Annotated in this window: 13 protein-coding genes; 5 read left to right on the top strand and 8 right to left on the bottom strand. The window is 67.7% G+C overall.

The window, feature by feature from the left end; translation table 11 throughout:
- The first annotated feature begins 45 nt into the window (after positions 1-45).
- Positions 46-1,677: an ABC transporter substrate-binding protein gene (locus tag B9Z03_RS05810; protein WP_085463322.1), complete on the top strand. Its 1,632-nt coding sequence runs from the start codon at positions 46-48 to the stop codon at positions 1,675-1,677.
- A gap of 32 nt (positions 1,678-1,709) precedes the next feature.
- On the opposite strand, the gene B9Z03_RS29755 is transcribed toward B9Z03_RS05810, so the two are convergent.
- The 5 genes from B9Z03_RS29755 to B9Z03_RS05830 all read right to left on the bottom strand — a co-directional run bounded on the left by B9Z03_RS29755 (position 1,710) and on the right by B9Z03_RS05830 (position 4,541).
- Positions 1,710-1,874, bottom strand: a complete 165-nt coding sequence (locus B9Z03_RS29755) for a hypothetical protein (protein WP_176247445.1) — start codon at positions 1,872-1,874, stop codon at positions 1,710-1,712.
- Between the two features lie 103 nt (positions 1,875-1,977).
- Entirely contained in the window at positions 1,978-2,481 is a 504-nt protein-coding gene (locus B9Z03_RS05815) for a DoxX family protein (RefSeq protein ID WP_085463323.1), read from the bottom strand.
- Positions 2,465-3,256, bottom strand: coding sequence for an HvfC/BufC N-terminal domain-containing protein (locus B9Z03_RS05820; RefSeq protein WP_085463324.1), 792 nt, complete (start codon positions 3,254-3,256; stop codon positions 2,465-2,467). The genes B9Z03_RS05815 and B9Z03_RS05820 overlap by 17 nt, the downstream gene beginning before the upstream one ends.
- A complete protein-coding gene (gene bufB, locus B9Z03_RS05825; RefSeq protein WP_085463325.1) occupies positions 3,253-4,149 on the bottom strand; it encodes an MNIO family bufferin maturase in 897 nt (298 codons plus the stop codon). The genes B9Z03_RS05820 and bufB overlap by 4 nt, the downstream gene beginning before the upstream one ends.
- A gap of 104 nt (positions 4,150-4,253) precedes the next feature.
- Positions 4,254-4,541: a BufA1 family periplasmic bufferin-type metallophore gene (locus B9Z03_RS05830; RefSeq protein WP_085463326.1), complete on the bottom strand. Its 288-nt coding sequence runs from the start codon at positions 4,539-4,541 to the stop codon at positions 4,254-4,256.
- A 191-nt stretch (positions 4,542-4,732) separates the two neighbouring features.
- Between B9Z03_RS05830 and B9Z03_RS05835 the strand changes: the two genes are divergently transcribed.
- Complete coding sequence (locus tag B9Z03_RS05835) at positions 4,733-5,260, top strand: sigma-70 family RNA polymerase sigma factor (RefSeq protein ID WP_085463327.1); 528 nt, start codon at positions 4,733-4,735, stop codon at positions 5,258-5,260.
- Positions 5,261-5,373: 113 nt separating this feature from the next.
- Positions 5,374-6,009 carry an NrsF family protein gene (locus tag B9Z03_RS05840; protein WP_085463328.1) on the top strand — a complete coding sequence of 212 codons (636 nt, stop codon included), beginning with the start codon at positions 5,374-5,376 and terminating at the stop codon, positions 6,007-6,009.
- 41 nt (positions 6,010-6,050) lie between these two features.
- On the opposite strand, the gene efp is transcribed toward B9Z03_RS05840, so the two are convergent.
- Entirely contained in the window at positions 6,051-6,620 is a 570-nt protein-coding gene (efp, locus tag B9Z03_RS05845; RefSeq protein WP_139832178.1) for an elongation factor P, read from the bottom strand.
- Positions 6,621-6,975: 355 nt separating this feature from the next.
- Between efp and epmA the strand changes: the two genes are divergently transcribed.
- Positions 6,976-8,022 carry an EF-P lysine aminoacylase EpmA gene (gene epmA, locus B9Z03_RS05850; RefSeq protein ID WP_085463329.1) on the top strand — a complete coding sequence of 349 codons (1,047 nt, stop codon included), beginning with the start codon at positions 6,976-6,978 and terminating at the stop codon, positions 8,020-8,022.
- Between the two features lie 6 nt (positions 8,023-8,028).
- Here the strand turns inward: epmA and B9Z03_RS05855 are convergent, their stop codons facing one another.
- The gene (locus B9Z03_RS05855) at positions 8,029-8,640 is read right to left on the bottom strand and encodes a TetR/AcrR family transcriptional regulator (RefSeq protein WP_085463330.1); all 612 of its coding nucleotides are present in this window, start codon (positions 8,638-8,640) and stop codon (positions 8,029-8,031) included.
- 96 nt (positions 8,641-8,736) lie between these two features.
- Here B9Z03_RS05855 and B9Z03_RS05860 point away from each other — a divergent pair, with 96 nt between their 5' ends.
- A complete protein-coding gene (locus B9Z03_RS05860; protein ID WP_085463331.1) occupies positions 8,737-11,925 on the top strand; it encodes a bifunctional cytochrome P450/NADPH--P450 reductase in 3,189 nt (1,062 codons plus the stop codon).
- A gap of 45 nt (positions 11,926-11,970) precedes the next feature.
- Here B9Z03_RS05860 and B9Z03_RS05865 read toward each other — a convergent pair whose 3' ends face one another.
- On the bottom strand, positions 11,971-15,555 hold the full coding sequence (locus B9Z03_RS05865) for a class I SAM-dependent DNA methyltransferase (protein ID WP_244561669.1): 3,585 nt from the start codon (positions 15,553-15,555) through the stop codon (positions 11,971-11,973).
- Positions 15,556-15,765 lie beyond the last annotated feature (210 nt).

A 15,765-nucleotide genomic window follows, 5' to 3' on the forward strand; every position in this document is an offset into this window, starting at 1 on the left:
CTGTCGGACGGCTTCAATCGGAAAATCAACAGAGGGAGATACTGAATGACACGTAAGCTTCACCCCGCGATCGCGATGTATGCCCGCGATGCCCGCGAGGGGCGCATGAACCGGCGCGAATTCCTCGCCACCGCCAGCGCGCTCGGCGCCTCGACCGCCGCCGCCTACGGCCTCCTCGGCCTGTCCGCGCCAACCCTCGCTTCCGCGCAGGAGCCGGTGAAGGGCGGCATCGTGCGTGTTTCCATGCAGGTCATGGCGCTGGAAGACCCGCGCCTGTTCAAGACCTCGCAGATGGGCAACATCGCCATGCAGTTCATCGAGCCGCTGGTGCGCTGGAAGCCCGACTTCACCTTCAAGCCGATGCTGCTCGAAAGCTGGGAGGTCAACGAGAACGCCACCGAATACGTCCTGCACGCCCGCAAGGGCGTGAAGTGGTCGAACGGCGACGACTTCACCGCCGAGGACGTCGTCTTCAACATCACCCGCTGGTGCGAGAAGGAGGTCGCCGGCAACTCGATGGCCGGCCGCATGGGTTCGCTCATCGACCCCGACACCAAGAAGGCGCGGGCCGGCGCGATCGAGATGCGCGATCCGCACACGGTCGTGCTCAAGCTCTCCAAGCCGGACATCTCGATCATCCCGGCGATGACCGACTATCCGGCCCTCATCGTCCATCGCGGCTTCAACACGGCCACCGCGACGCTGTCGCAGGCGCCGATCGGCACCGGCCCGTTCGAGCTCACCCATCACGAGGTCGGCGTGCGCGCTTCCGCCCGAAAGCGTCCGGACGGCTCGTGGTGGGGCGGCAACGTCCACCTCGACGGCATCGACTGGGTCGACTACGGCACCGAGACCGCGCCGACGCTGGCCGCGATGGAATCCGGCGAGATCGACCTCACCGCCCAGACCCAGTCCTACGATGTCGGCGCGCTGGACAGCATGGGCATGAAGAAGTCGGAGATCGTCACCGCCGCCACCATCGTGCTGCGCACCAACGTCAACGCCAAGCCCTATGACGACAAGCGCGTCCGCAACGCCATCCAGCTCGCCATCGACAACGAGGCGGTGATGAAGCTCGGCATCGACGGTCAGGGCGAGGTGGCGCAGAACCACCATGTCGGCCCCATGCATCCCGAATATGCCGAACTGCCGCCGATCAAGCGCGACGTCGAGAAGGCGAAGGCGCTGCTCGCGGAAGCCGGCCAGTCCGACCACGAATTCGAGATCATCTCGGTCGAGGCCGACTACCGCAAGGAAAGCTCCGACGCCGCCGCCCAGCAGATGCGCGACGCCGGCTTCAAGGTGAAGCGCACCGTCATCCCGGAAAGCTCGTTCTGGAACGACTGGACCAAATATCCGCTGGCGACCACCAACTGGAACGCGCGGCCGCTCGGTATCCAGACCTATGCGCTCGCCTACAAGACCGGCACCGCCTGGAACGAGACCGGCTTCTCCGATCCCGAGTTCGACGCGCTGATCGAGAAGGCCAATGCGATCGCCGACGCCGACACGCGCCGGCCGCTGATGAAGGAGCTTGAGACCCGCCTGCAGGACTCCGGCATCATCGTCCAGCCCTACTGGCGCAAGCTGTTCTGCCACATGAGCCCCAAGCTCAACGGCTACCAGATGCACCAGGCCTACGAGCAGGACTTCACCGAAGCCTGGCTTGCGGCCTGACGCATACGCCCTGAATCCGGGCGGTCGCGCTCTCACGCGCGGCCGCTCTCGCCCTTGGTGGAGACGAAGGGCGAAAACGGACAGGTCAGCTTCTTCGGGCAGGTGGAGCAATCCCGCCCGCAGGCCGACGCCACCGCCCCTCGTGTCGCGCCGCCCACCGGCACTTGCTTCCCGCTTTCCGCAACAATCGCGTCCATCGCCGTCTTCCTCCTGCGATGGAGACACGATAATCCGCCGTCCGGCGCACGCTAGCCGCCGGCTACGGGAACGACCTTTGCGCCGATCGGGAAAATACCTGGCTCACATCTTCTCGCGGCCAAGGCCGATGAGGCGATCGAGCGACAGCGCGCCGCCGCCGTAGACGGCCAGCGTCAGCGCCATCGCAGCCCAGGGCAGGTGGAAGTTCGCCCAGCCCTCCGGCACGGTGATCTGGATCACCGCCGTCATGATGAGCAGGGCAAGCGCGGCGAAGCGCGTGCCCAAGCCGAGCACCAGGAGCACCGGCAGCACGATCTCCGCCGTTCCCGCGCCATAGGCTGCGGCCGTCGGGAACGGATAGGGATACTGCGCGCCAAAAACGTGCAGCTTGAATTCCTGCCCGAACAGGAACTGCGCGCCGCCTGACAGTTGCAGGAACCCGTCCCACTTGGTCAGCCCCGATTTGTAGAAGGGAACCGCCAGCGCCAGACGCAGCGCCAGCAGGGGCAGCGCCGCCGGCACCGAGGCGAGCCAGCCCTCCGCGCGCCGCACCGGCGCCAGCAGTTTCCATCCGCTGCCGGATGGCGCTTCAACCATGTCCGTCATCCTCGTCTCCCTTGTCGTTCGAAACCGTGCCTGCAAATGCGCCCAGGCCCGTCAATCCGAGCAGTGCGGCGCCGAAATCGAAACCATCGTCGGCCGAGAGCGCCTGCGAGGCCGCTTCACCCAACGCCACGCCGTCGAGCAGTGCGGCGGCAAAGCTCGCGTCGCGCGCCGGCAGGATATGGACGCCGACCTCGAAGCCCGGCCGGACGATCAGCACCGTCTCGCCGCCCGCGGCCGAGATCGGCGCCACGACGTCCGCCTGGTGCGCCTGCCAGATTGTGCCCACGGCAAAACGCGAGCGCACCAGTGCCGCCGCCGGATGCGGCGCAAGCCGCACGTCGCCCAGCGTCTCCGCCGGCAATGCGGCCAGTTGCGCGATGTCGAGCGGCGCGGCGTCTTCGGCGTGGTAGGCGCGCGTCACGGCAGCTTCCAACCGCGCGACATCGGCCAGGTAAGGCACTGACGCCACCGGCGCGAAGCCTCCGATGAAATCGGGCAAGTCGTCGCCATAGGCGAAGAGCAGCGGCGAAGCGGGCCTCGCGCCGGCAATGTAGGCGCGCGCCATCAGCGCGAAGAACTCCTCGCCGACCAGCCGCTCGACGACGCGGAAGCGTGTCGCCAGCGTCTTGCGCAGGCCGACGGCGACATTGTTCCTGTAGACGGCGAAGCGCTTCTCGTCCGGCACGCCGCGCGCTGTCGTCAGACCTCCCGGCGAAGGCAGGGCAGGGTCGAGAAGCGCCGCCGCGAAGGCTGCCTCGGTAGCGGCGTGGCTCATGCAGACGCCCTCCTCGGCAGTGTCGCAAAGCCCCGCCGCTTCGCCTCCTCTGCCAGCACTGCGTCGGCGCGCCGAGCCTCGTCATGGAGGATGGCGAAGCCCGGCACGTCGTTGTCCCATTCGATCAACGTTGCCACCGGACCGCAGCGACGGATCGCGTGGCGGTAGAGCGCAAACACGTCCTCCCTCACGCGCGAGCCGTGTGCGTCGATCAGAAGCCGCTCGCCGGCGCCGTCGACCGTCTCGTCATAGCCGGCGAGGTGAATTTCGCCGACGCGTTCGACCGGGAATCGGTCGACATAGGCGAGGGGGTCGAGCCCATGATTGACGGCCGACACCATCACATTGTTGACGTCGAGCAGCAGGCCGCAGCCGGTGCGTTCTGCGACGGCGTCGAGGAAGTCGATCTCGTCGATGCAGCTCTCCTCGAACAGGACATAGGTCGACGGGTTTTCGAGCAGCATCTGCCGGCCGGTCGCCTGCTGCACCTCGTCGACATGGTCGATGACGCGCGCCAGCGTTTCCGGCGTATAGGGCAGCGGCAGGAGGTCGTTGAGAAAGCCGGTGTCGTGGGTCGACCAGGCGAGATGTTCGGAAAACGATTGCGGCTTGTAGCGGTCGATCAACAGGCGCAGCCGCGCCAGATGCGCCCTGTCCAGCGGCCTCGCCGCGCCGATCGACAGGCCGACGCCGTGCAGCGACAGAGCGTAGCGCGCGGAGAGTTCCGCCAGCATGCGATGCGGCATGCCGCCCTCGCCCATATAGTTCTCGGCATGGACCTCCAGGAAACCGATATCCGGTTCCGTCTCCAAGACGTCGCCATAGTGCTCCGGCTTGAAGCCGATGCCGGCGCGCGGCGGCAGTCTGGAAGCATGGAGGGGTTCATAGGACATGGCGGAATCTCGCTTCTTCGTGCTGGACGCTTCGGGCGATCGCCCCCGGCGAGTGTGGGCGGGGCCGGCGGGCCGATTGGCACGCCGGTCCCGCGCGAGAGGGATCAGCCCTTCATCGGCTCGAGCATGCCCTTGTGACCGTTGACGTCCATCGTGGTGCAGGTGCCGGCCGGCACGGCCTTCCAGGCATTGCCCTGGTAGTCCATGGTCGAAGTGCCGGCGCAGGTGGTGCCTGCGCCCGCGGCGCAGTCGTTCTGGCCCTTCAGCGCGATGCCGTAGCACTTCTCCATGCCCACCATCTTCTCGGCGGGCAGCGGGGCTGCGTAGGCGGCGGTGGCGAAGGCGCTGGCGAGCGAGCCGGCAAGGGCGAGAGCGATGGTCTGGCGGTTCATAGTCTACTCCTCTGGAAGTCTTGGATGGAACGCGACATGCGCTCCATGACGGTGACTTCGCTGCCAAGGGCCGCCGCGTTACACTGCCCGCGAGCACGCTTTCGTGATGCTTGCGTGAGAAGCCCCGTGACATTTCCGCCGCGGCCCGTGTAACAAATGCCGCCGCCCGACGAAGATGGGATGAGAAGGTCTTGACCGAAGCCGACGAAGCGGAACTCGCCCGCATGCTGCGGGCAGCGCTTTCAGGCGACGAGCAGGCCTATGCCGCGTTCCTGGAGCGCGTGGCCGCGCTGGTGCGCGCCGTCACGAGACGCAACGCCGGGAGCGGCGCCGAAGTCGAGGACATCGTGCAGGAAACGCTGCTGGCCATCCATCTCAAGCGCCACACCTGGCGTGCGGACGCGCCGGTCCGCCCGTGGATTTTCGCCATCGCGCGCTACAAGCTGGTCGACAGCCTCCGGCGGCGGGGCCGGCGGATCGAGGTCGACATCGCCGACTACGCCGAAACGCTGGCCGAGCCGGTCGAGGATGCCGCCAGCCCGCGCGAGATCGAGCGGGCGCTCGAACAGCTGCCGCCCGGCCAGCGCCGCGTTGTCTCTGCGGTCAGCGTCGAGGGCCTGTCGATCGGCGAGGCGGCGACGGCGTTCGGCATGAACGAGACCGCCGTGCGCGTCGCCCTGCATCGCGGGCTCGCGGCCATCGCCAGGGGACGCGGCTAGTTGAAGAAGCCTGCCGCATGTCCCAGCGAACGGCGCCTGGCTGGCGGATGGACCCGGCGCGCCATACATCGAGCACATCGGCCGAATGGCCGGGGAAGGATCTGAGCAGTCGAATGGACACGCAAAGCCTCATTCGCGGCCTGTCGCGGGATACCGCCGGCGCCGGCCGGCTGGACCGGCGGCTGGCCGCGGGCTTTGCGCTCGCGGCGGGGCTGGCGGCCCTTGTCTTCCTCGTCCTGCTCGGACCGCGTCCGGACATCGCCGAGGCTGCGGCGACGTTGCGTTTCCCGTTCAAGTTCGTGGTGACGCTGGCCCTGGCCGCCTCCGCCGCTCTTGCCTGGCGCGCCGCCGCACGGCCGGGAACGTCGCTCGCACCCGCGGCCGCCGCGCTGCTCGCCGCGCCTCTTCTGCTCGCCGCGGGCGTGATCGCCGAACTGTTCACCGTGCCCGAGGGGGCGCGGATGGCGCGGCTGATCGGCACCAACTCGACCGTATGCCTCACCTTCATTCCGCTGATCGGCGCCCTGCCGCTCGCCATGCTTCTTGCCGCGCTGCGCAATGGAGCGCCGACCCGGCCGACGCTGGCCGGCGCCCTCAGCGGTCTTGCGGCCGGAGGTCTCGCGGCGACGTTCTACGCCGCCCACTGCATCGACGATTCGCCGCTCTTCGTCGCCGTCTGGTACACGCTCGCGATCGGCATGCTCACGCTCGCCGGCGCACTGGCCGGCCGCCTTGTCCTGCGCTGGTAGTCAGAGGCGCGTTTCAGCGAGCTGGAAACGCGTCCTGGGAATCAGTCCTTGGCGCGCTCGACATAGGAGCCGTCGGCGGTCATTACCACGATGCGGGTGCCCACCTGGATGTGCGGCGGCACGGCCGAGCGCACGCCGTTCGACAGCACGGCCGGCTTGTAGGACGACGACGCCGTCTGGCCCTTGGTCACCGGTTCGGTCTCCACCACTTCCAGCGTCACGCGCTGCGGCAGCTCGATCGCCACCGCCACGCCCTCGTGCACCGACAGCGTCACCTCCATGCCTTCCTGCAGGTAGGGTGCATAGTCGCCCACCACGTCGGGATGCACGGCGATCTGCTCGTAGGTCTCCATCTGCATGAAGTGGAAGCCCTCGCCGTCCTGGTAGAGGTAGTTGTACGGCCGGTCCTCGACATGGGCGCGTTCCACCTGCTCGGTGGTGCGGTAGCGCTCCGACACCTTCACGCCGTCGGAGATGCGACGCATGTCCAGCTGGGTCACCGGCGTGCCCTTGCCGGGGTGGATGTTTTCAGCGAAGAGGATCGAATACAGCTTGCCGTCCTTTTCGACGACATTGCCCTTGCGGAGCGAACTCGCAATCACCTTCACCATGACGAATCCTCAGAATCCCTGTCTCGCGCACCCGCGCGTGCTTTCCCGCGCTCTAACCTATCTTTCGCCGGCATGCCAGCCGGAGCGGGATTTTTCGCCGCCAGCACCTCGCCGCATCGAGTCTGGCCGTCATCCTCGGGCTTGTCCCGAGGATCTGCTGTCGTGCGCGACCATGCGCGGCGCGCCCGCCGTAGAACGCCGCTGCGCCGGTGACGAAGATCGCAACCGTTGGCAGATCCTCGGGGTGAGTTGGTGGTTCGCACTTAGGGCGAATTGCAAGGTCCGGTGGACCTTGCAAAACCTATCGAACGCCCGTAGGGCTCGGCCCGAGGATGACGTCGATCGAGATATTCCCATGACCGCCGCCTCCCCCTGGTGGACACCCCACGTCCACGCCGACCGCCGCCCCCGACTTCTCGCCCGCAACGCCATCGCCGCCGACATTCGCGCCTGGTTCTCGCAACGCGATTTCATCGAGGTCGACACCGCCATCCTGCAGGTCTCGCCCGGCAACGAGGCGCACCTGTCGGCCTTCTCGACCGAGGCGATCACCACCGGCGGCGAGCGCGCGCCGCTCCATCTCCACACCTCGCCGGAATTCTCCTGCAAGAAGCTGCTGGCCGCCGGCGAGCGCCGCATCTTCTCCTTCGGAAAAGTCTTCCGCAACCGCGAGCGCGGCGCGCTGCACTCGCCGGAGTTCACCATGGTCGAGTGGTATCGCGTCGGCGAACCATACGATGTGCTGATGGACGACTGCGCCGCCTTCCTGGCGCTCGCCGCCGCCCGCGCGGGTGCTGCGCGCTTCTGCTTCCGCGGCCGCGAGGCCGATCCGTTTGCACAGCCCGAGCGCGTCACCGTCGCGCAGGCCTTTGCCGGCCATGCCGGCATCGACCTGATGGCCTCGATCCGCCCCGACGGCTCGACCGACCGCGACATCCTCCACGAAGCCGTCTCCGCCGCCGGCATCCGCACCGCGCCCGACGACACCTGGGCCGACCTCTTCTCCCGCGTCATGGTCGAGAAGGTCGAGCCTAATCTCGGCATCGGCGTCGCCACGGTGCTGTGCGAATACCCGACCGCCGAGGCGGCGCTGGCCCGCCCCACCGCGCACGATCCGCGCGTGGCCGAGCGCTTCGAGCTCTACTGCTGCGGCGTCGAACTCGCCAACGGCTTCGGCGAACTCACCGACCCCGCCGAACAGCGCCGCCGCTTCGAAGCCGAGATGGACGAAAAGCAGCGCGTCTACGGCGAGCGCTACCCGATCGACGAAGACTTCCTGTCGGCGCTGTCGATCATGCCCGACGCCTCCGGCGTGGCTCTGGGCTTCGACCGCCTCGTGATGCTGGCCACGGGCGCGCGCCATATCGACGACATCATCTGGACGCCGGTGGCGCAGCTCTGAATCGGTTCAGCTGCCGCTCTTGATCATCGTCGTGGCGACGCCCGAGATCCGCCGCGTCATCGCCTCCGGGTCGCCGTCGATCTCGCCGCGCAGCCAGCGGATCACCAGCCACATGATGCCGCCGGCGAGCACCGCCATCAGGTCGTCCCTGGCCGCCAGCCCCTTGCGCGCCGCGATCTCGAACGCCTCCGGCAGCATGCGCTGCGCCACGAAGGCGACGATCTCCTCGAAGAACGCCACGTTGCCGCCGCCCTCCAGCACGCGCACGTAGAAGTCGCGATGCGCGCGCAGGTGCGTGAGCACCGGCAGCGTGTGCCGCTCGATCTGCCCCCGCATCTCCGCCGTCGCCATCCCGGCCAGCGCCGCCGCCGGCTGCGGGATCGGAAACGCGTCTGCCAGCCGCGCCAGCCCTGCCCGCCGCGCCGCATCCGGCAGGTCGGCGAAGTGCTGGTAGAAGGTCGGCCGCGTCACCCCGGCCGCCTCGACGATCCGCGTGATCGACAGGTCCTGCAGCGGCTCGCGGTCGAGCAGCTCCGACACCGCGTCCACCAGCGCCTTCAGGCTGCGCTGGAAGCGGGGGTCCTCCGCTCTCGGTCTCGCCGACTGCACGATCGCCACTTTACAAGCCTGCCTTGCGCATCTATTTTACGTTTGTAATTTAGTCTGCCGCGCTTGTCCGGTCAAGCGCCTGCCTCTGTCCGAAGGTGCACACCCATGGCCCAAGACACAACGACCCCCCGGATCCCCCAGCCGCCGCTGCGGCCTTTCGTCGGCAACCTGCCCGAGCTCGACACCGATGCTCCGGTGCAGAGCCTGATGCGGCTTGCCCGCACCTACGGCCCGTTCTTCCGCCTGCGCATCCTCGATCGCGAGTTCTACGTCGCGAGCTCGCAGGAACTGGTCAACGAGCTCTGCGACGAGAGCCGCTTCAACAAGCGCGTCCACCCGCCGCTCAAGGAAATCCGCGCCTTTGCCGGCGACGGCCTGTTCACCGCCTACAACAGCGAGCCCAACTGGGCGAAGGCCCACCGGCTGCTGATGCCCGCCTTCGGGCCGATCGGCGTGCGCTCCATGTTCGACCGCATGCTCGACATCGCCGACCAGATGTTCGTCCGCTGGGTGCGCTTCGGCCCCGCCGCCTCGATCGACGTCGCCGACAACATGACGCGGCTCACCCTCGACACGATCGCGCTCTGTGCCTTCGACTACCGCTTCAACAGCTTCTACCGCGACGAGATGCATCCCTTCGTCGGCGCCATGGTCGGCGCCCTGTCGGAATCCGGCCAGCGCGCCCGCCGGCCGAAGCTGATGACCAGCCTGATGCTGTCCACCGCCCGCCGCTTCGACAGCGACGCCGCCCTCATGCGCTCGGTCGCGCAGGAGCTGATCGCCGAGCGCCGCCGCGATCCCAGGGGCGCCGAAAAGCACGACCTGCTCAACATCATGCTCAACGGCGTCGACCCGGTCACCGGCGAGAAGCTCGACGACGAGAACATCGGCTATCAGATGATCACCTTCCTGATCGCCGGCCACGAAACCACCAGCGGCCTGCTGTCCTTCGCCACCTACCTTCTGCTGAAGAACCCGCAGGTGCTGGCAAAGGCCCGCGCGGTCGTGGACGAGGTGCTGGGCGACGAGATGCCCCGCGTCGAGCACCTGGCGCAGCTGCGCTATATCGAACAGGTCCTGATGGAGAGCCTGCGCATCTGGCCGACGGCCTCCGTCTTCGCCGTCAAGCCGCTCGAGGACACGCTGCTTGCCGGCAAATATCCGCTCACGCCCGACGACAGCGTGATGATCCTGGAGCCGATGCTCCACCGCGACCCCGCTGTCTGGGGCGACGATGCCGAGGCTTTCGTCCCCGAGCGCTTCGCCCCGGAAAACGCCGAAAAGCTGCCGCCCAATGCCTGGAAGCCGTTCGGCAATGGCGCGCGTGCCTGCATCGGCCGGCCCTTCGCCATGCAGGAGGCGCAGCTGGTGCTCGCCATGATGCTGCAGCGTTTCGACATCGCCTTCGACGACCCCTCCTATCAGTTGAAGATCCACGAGACGCTGACCATCAAGCCGGAAGGCCTGCGCATCCGCGCCCGCTCGCGCCGCTCTGCCCAGGCGCTGGTGCGCGCGCCTTCGCTCGCCGCCCCGCAGAAGATGCTGGCGCCCGCCGCGCCCGCGCCGCTGCGCGAGGGCGAGGCCGCCACCGCGCTGCTTGTCCTCTACGGCTCCAACACCGGCTCCTCCGAGGCCTTCGCCAACCGCATCGCCGCCGACGCCCCGTCCTACGGCTTCGCGCCCACCGTGGCGCCGATGGACGATTTTGCCGGCCGCCTGCCGACGGACGGCGCGGTCGTCGTCGTCACGGCCTCCTACGAAGGCCAGCCGCCGGACAATGCGCGCCGCTTCGTCGCCGATGTCGAAGCGCTCGCGTCCGGCTCCCTCGAAGACCTGCCCTTCGCCGTCTTCGGCTGCGGCAACCGCCAGTGGGCGCGCACCTTCCAGGCGATCCCCAAGCGCGTCGACGCGGCCCTTGAAAAGGCCGGCGGCCGGCGCGTCGCCCCGCGCGGCGAGGCCGATTCCGGCGGCGACTTCTTCGGCGCCTTCGACGAATGGTATGCCGCGTTCTGGCCGGCGCTTTCCGCCGCCTTCGGCCGGCAGGCCGCCGTACCCGAAGCGCCGGCGGGAATCCATCTCGACTTCGTCAAGGCCGGCCGCGAAAGCGCGTTGCGGCTCGGCGACCTCAAGCAGGGCGTCGTGGTCGAGAACCGCGAGCTGGTCGACATGGCCGCTGCCGGCGCCCGCTCCAAGCGCCATATCGAGTTCGCCCTGCCCGAGGGCATGACCTACCGCGCCGGCGACTATCTCGCCGTGCTCGCCCGCAATCCGGACGCGCTGGTCGACCGCGTGCTGCGCCGCTTCGGCCTTTCCTCCGACACTCTGGTGGTCATCGACCGCGCCGCCGGCTCCACCGGCCTGCCGGTCGGCCATCCGGTCAGCTGCGGCGAGCTCATCGCCAACTATGTCGAGCTCGCCCAGCCCGCCACCCGCGCCCAGGTCGCCGCGCTCGCCGCGGCCACCCGCTGCCCGCCGGAGAAGAAGGAGCTGGAGGCGCTCGCCGGCGACGGCTACGAGAACGAGGTACTCGGCCGCCGCTTCAGCGTCATCGACCTGCTCGACCGCTTCCAGTCCTGCCCGATCGATTTCGCCCGCTTCCTCGACATGCTGCCGCCGATGAAGGCGCGGCAATATTCCATCTCGTCCTCGCCGCTGTGGAACCCGGCCAACGCCACGCTCACCATCGCCGTGGTCGACGCGCCGGCGATGTCAGGCGTCGGCCGCTACCAGGGCGTCGCCTCCTCCTATCTGGCGGGGCTCGAACCCGGCGACCGCGTCTCCATCGCCGTGCGCCCGTCCAATGCGCGCTTCCATCCGCCGGCCGATCCGAAGACGCCGCTGGTGATGATCTGCGCCGGCTCCGGCCTCGCGCCCTTCCGCGGTTTCCTGCAGGAGCGCGCCGCGCAGAAGGCCGCCGGCCAGGAGGTCGGCCCGGCGCTCCTGTTCTTCGGCACCAACCATCCCGATGTCGACTACCTCTACCGCGACGAGCTCGCGGCCTGGCAGAACGACGGCGTCGTCACCGTCCTGCCCGCCTTCTCCGACGCGCCGGAGGGCGACATCCGCTTCGTCCAGCACCGCGTCTGGTCCGACCGCGCCCTGATCGCCGACCTCTTCCGCCGGGGCGGCACCGTCTTCGTCTGCGGCGACGGCAAGCACATGGCGCCTGCCGTGCGCGAAACCCTGGTCAAGATCTACCGCGACACCACCGGCGCCTCGGCAGAAGACGCCGACACCTGGGCTGACACGATCGAGCGCGACCACGGGAGATATGTGGCCGACGTGTTCGCGTGAGGGCGGGATGGCGGCCGATCGGCGTGATCGCTACGCCCGCCGAGGTCACGCCGCCTTTCTCAGGATATGGCGTCCGTCCGGCGCGACATAGCGCCCGTTCGCCAGCGCGCTGGCGCGGCCGTAGAGCGCGAGCGTGCGCAGCACCTGCGCCACCCGCGGCTCGATCCGCCTGCCGCCGCCTCTGAAGCCGCGCGCGAGCGCGGCCACGTCCATCGGCCGGCCGCTTGCGCCGAGCAGCGTCTCGACGGCGAGCGTCTGCTCGCCCTTGTCCTTCGGCCAGGCCGGCAGGCGGCTGTCGATCGCGACCACCGTTTCGCCGAGGTCGAGCTCCCCGGTCTTCACCGGCGCGCCCTTGGCGAAGCGCGGAATCTGGTAGTCGGGCCGCAGCCAGCGCACATGGCCCGCCGCCTCTTCCTTCGCCCGCTCGGCGTTCAGCGCGACCAGCCGCGCGAGGATCTCCTCGCCGGGCAGGTCCGCTGGCCAGCCATAGGCCTGCGCCGTCAGCCGGTCGATCGTCTCGTGCAGCTCCTTCAGGATCAGCACCAGCCCGCGATTCTTGATGTCTTCCTCCTTCGCGGTGAGCGCGGATCCTCCCCCGCCTGCGGGGGAGGGGGACCGCGAAGCGGTGGAGGGGGCGTCGCCCCTCAGCTTCTCCAGCACATTGTAGAGCCCGGTCAGCGTCAGGTCCGGATGCTCGGCCAGCACACGCTTGCGCAGCGCATCGAGCTCTTCTCCGGCCTCGCGCAGTTTTTGGCGGAGCGCTTCGGAGAGTTCGGGAAAGGGGAACGGGTCGAAGCAGCGGGATTTGGAATAGCGGGGATCGTTGCCGTAGCCGAGCCAACCTCCCATTGTCGGCGCCCAGCTTGTATGAATGCGGCTGGATAGAATTGCCAAGATCGCCGCGTCCGGAATAGCTACGACAACGATCATATTGTCGGCCAGAATCGAAGCATCCAAAAACTGAAATACACGATGCTTTGTGGTTTCGACGGTGGCGATGTAACGCGGAAGCCCGTCAAGAGCAGGCCTGAGCTCCCCGCGCGGCTCACCAAATATCCACCAGTTCTGCCGGTAGCTTCCGCGATTGTTCCATTCGCGCCCGAGCTTGCGGCCATCCTTATCCGTGCGTGGTTTACCATGCTCGTCGAGGTCGTATCGCACCCGCTCCGTGAGATGCTGGTACACTTCCGGAAAATCCCGCCGAACAGTCTCGGCCGAAAGGCCGAACAGATCGATGACCATGACATTACGCGGATGCGCGGTGAGATCTCGTCCGTTTCGGTATGATTTGACGTGTTTGACGAGGCCGGGTCTGGTGTGAAGACCGAGATGCTCAGCCTCGGTGCGAGTTACAATAAACCCGGAGCCCATGAGCTGCACACCTCTCGAGCAAAGCCCCTGTGTCGCAAGCAGTGGTGATGCAGTCGCCACGTTCACGCCCGTCGTCAGGTCGGAATTGATCGCTCCGCTCTTGAAACCGAATTCCAGCCTCGGCTCATCCGTATCCAGTCCTGTCTCCTCCATCACCTCATACAGCGTCCCCTCCTTTTTCCCCGCCTCGCCCACCGTCATCGCGATCCGCACCGCCGCGCTGTCCTTGGTCGCCTTGGTCCAGGGATGGTCGGCAATGGCGAAGACCAGGCTCATCGGGTTCTTGGCGTTGAGATGCCGCTCCATCACCCGGCGCTGGAACACCTGGCTGATCGAATTCGTCGTCACCAGGCCGAAGCGACGCAACGGGCTCGCCTTGCGCGTCAAGAGTTCCGCCGCCCGGTCCCACCAGTACATGACGAAATCCGCGCTCTCGTTCATGTGCTTGTGCACCGCCCACAGCGTCTCGACATAGGCCGAGCCCAGCCGCGACCGCATGTCCTTGCCGCCCATGAACGGAGGGTTCCCGACAATGAACTCCGCTTCCGGCCAGTCCGGCCGGCGCGCATTCGGGTAGGTCTCGACACGTTTCCCGTTCTTGTCCGCCACCGTTGGCAGCGGATATCCGTCCCAGGTCAGCACGGCGTCATAGCCGTCGCGGCGGCCGAAATTGATGTTGGCGAAGGCCTTCAGGATCGGCTCGGCCGGATGGCCCGTATGCGTGCGGTAATGCTGCTGCAGGTAGCCGATCCATACGACGAGCTCCGCGATGGCAGCCGCGCGCGGATTGAGCTCCAGCCCGAGGAACTGATGCGGGTCCACCGTTTCCCGCTCCAGGCCGAGGCTCTCGCTGACGCCGAGACGCGCCAGCGTCTCCAGCACCTCGCCTTCTAGCCGTTTCATCAGCTCCAGGCTGACATAGAGGAAATTGCCGGTGCCGCAGGCAGGGTCGAGCACGCGGGTCGTGCAGAGCCCGTGATGAAACGCGCGCACGATCGCGGCCGCGGTCTTTTCCTCGCCGCGCTCCTTGGCGTCCTCCGCCTTGGTCAGTGCCCGTTCCCAGTCCTCGCGCAACGGCTCCATCACCGTCACCTCGACCAGTCGCTGCACATAGGAACGCGGCGTGTAGTGTGCGCCGAGCTTCCTGCGCTCGCCCGGCTCCAGCGCTTGCTCCAGCAGGGTGCCGAAGATCGCCGGGTCGACTTCGGTCCACTTTGCCCTCGCAGCCTCCAGCAACTCGCCGATCTCTTCGCGGCCGAGGGGGACCGCCCGCGCGTCCTTGAACAGATTGCCGTTGAAGTGACGCAGATGCGCGCGGAAGGCCGAGAAGAAGCGCCGCTCGTGTGCAGGGTTGTCCATCTTCGCCCACAATTCCTCGATCAGCGGCACGAAGGCGCCGGGGCTCGAAATGCAGTCCTGCAACAGGTCGGTAAACTTGCCTCTGGGAAGAAGATCGACGTCCTCCGCGAACATGGTGAAGATGCAGCGCATCAGGAAATGCGCCACCTCTTCAGGTGCATGCTTTGCCTCCAGCGCCTTTGACACCTCCGCCAACCGCCGTGCGATCGCCCGCGTCACTCGCGCCGACTCCCGTGCCGGGTCGAGGCTCGCGGGATCGGTCCAGATCTTCGCCAGCAGGTCGCGCGTCTCGGGTCGGCGCAGGTCCTCCATGTAGATGCGAAAGCCCTTGCGGTCGGGAAACTGGCCGTAGGCGCGGCCAGTGCCGGTGAAGTCGGCGAAGATCTCGAAGGCGTGGCCGACATCGCAGGTGACGATGAAGGGCGGCGCCGGCTGGCTCGCATCGAGCAGGAAGACATAGGCCTCCGCCTGCCGGCGCGCATTCTGCATCATCGCGTCCCAGCCGCGCGCCGCCGAGCGCCTGCCCAGGCTCTCGGGCTCCGCGTCCGGCAGCGGCAGCTGCCCGGGTATGGCGTTCTTGGCGCCCGGCATACGCGACTGCTTGGCCTCCAGGATGAAGCAGCCCTTCTTGTAGAGATCGATGCGCTTCGAGGAGGCCACATCGTCGCTGTCGCGGGTGCGCACCGCGCGTTCGAAGACATAGTCGTTGCGCCCGGTCTCGGCCCCCGCCGGCCGTGGCCGGTCGACCGCGATCACGTCGCAGAGCTCCGACAGGAACATCTGATAGTTGGCACGCTCCGCGCCCCCCTCCCGCGCTGTCCAGCGCCGGATGAAATCCTCCGCGTCCACCCCGCTCCCCCCGTCGCGACGCGCGCGGCCGTGGGCGCGGCCCAACGCCACGCCGTCCTCCATTCAACGGACGCGCGAGAAAGCCGGTCTTTTTGCCGGCATCGCACTCTAAAATTGTACAATCCGGATTTGCAATCGCAAAGTTGCATCCGCCGGCGGAGCGATGCCGAGATCTTCCTTCGCCCGGCGGCGAGGCCTCCTGTCCGAATGGTCTTGGGCCGCCATCTTCCGCGAATTCCAGACGCTGGCGTCTTTATGTCT

The organism is Mesorhizobium australicum (assembly GCF_900177325.1).
In the GTDB taxonomy this organism is placed as follows: domain Bacteria; phylum Pseudomonadota; class Alphaproteobacteria; order Rhizobiales; family Rhizobiaceae; genus Mesorhizobium_A; species Mesorhizobium_A australicum_A.

What these genes read in the sequence shown, in the direction of transcription:
- B9Z03_RS05810 (WP_085463322.1), top strand. Translation starts at nt 46, where the DNA reads ATGACACGTAAGCTTCACCCCGCGATCGCGATGTATGCCCGCGATGCC.
- B9Z03_RS29755 (WP_176247445.1), bottom strand. Translation starts at nt 1,874, where the DNA reads ATGGACGCGATTGTTGCGGAAAGCGGGAAGCAAGTGCCGGTGGGCGGC.
- B9Z03_RS05815 (WP_085463323.1), bottom strand. Translation starts at nt 2,481, where the DNA reads ATGACGGACATGGTTGAAGCGCCATCCGGCAGCGGATGGAAACTGCTG.
- B9Z03_RS05820 (WP_085463324.1), bottom strand. Translation starts at nt 3,256, where the DNA reads ATGAGCCACGCCGCTACCGAGGCAGCCTTCGCGGCGGCGCTTCTCGAC.
- bufB (WP_085463325.1), bottom strand. Translation starts at nt 4,149, where the DNA reads ATGTCCTATGAACCCCTCCATGCTTCCAGACTGCCGCCGCGCGCCGGC.
- B9Z03_RS05830 (WP_085463326.1), bottom strand. Translation starts at nt 4,541, where the DNA reads ATGAACCGCCAGACCATCGCTCTCGCCCTTGCCGGCTCGCTCGCCAGC.
- B9Z03_RS05840 (WP_085463328.1), top strand. Translation starts at nt 5,374, where the DNA reads ATGGACACGCAAAGCCTCATTCGCGGCCTGTCGCGGGATACCGCCGGC.
- efp (WP_139832178.1), bottom strand. Translation starts at nt 6,620, where the DNA reads ATGGTGAAGGTGATTGCGAGTTCGCTCCGCAAGGGCAATGTCGTCGAA.
- epmA (WP_085463329.1), top strand. Translation starts at nt 6,976, where the DNA reads ATGACCGCCGCCTCCCCCTGGTGGACACCCCACGTCCACGCCGACCGC.
- B9Z03_RS05860 (WP_085463331.1), top strand. Translation starts at nt 8,737, where the DNA reads ATGGCCCAAGACACAACGACCCCCCGGATCCCCCAGCCGCCGCTGCGG.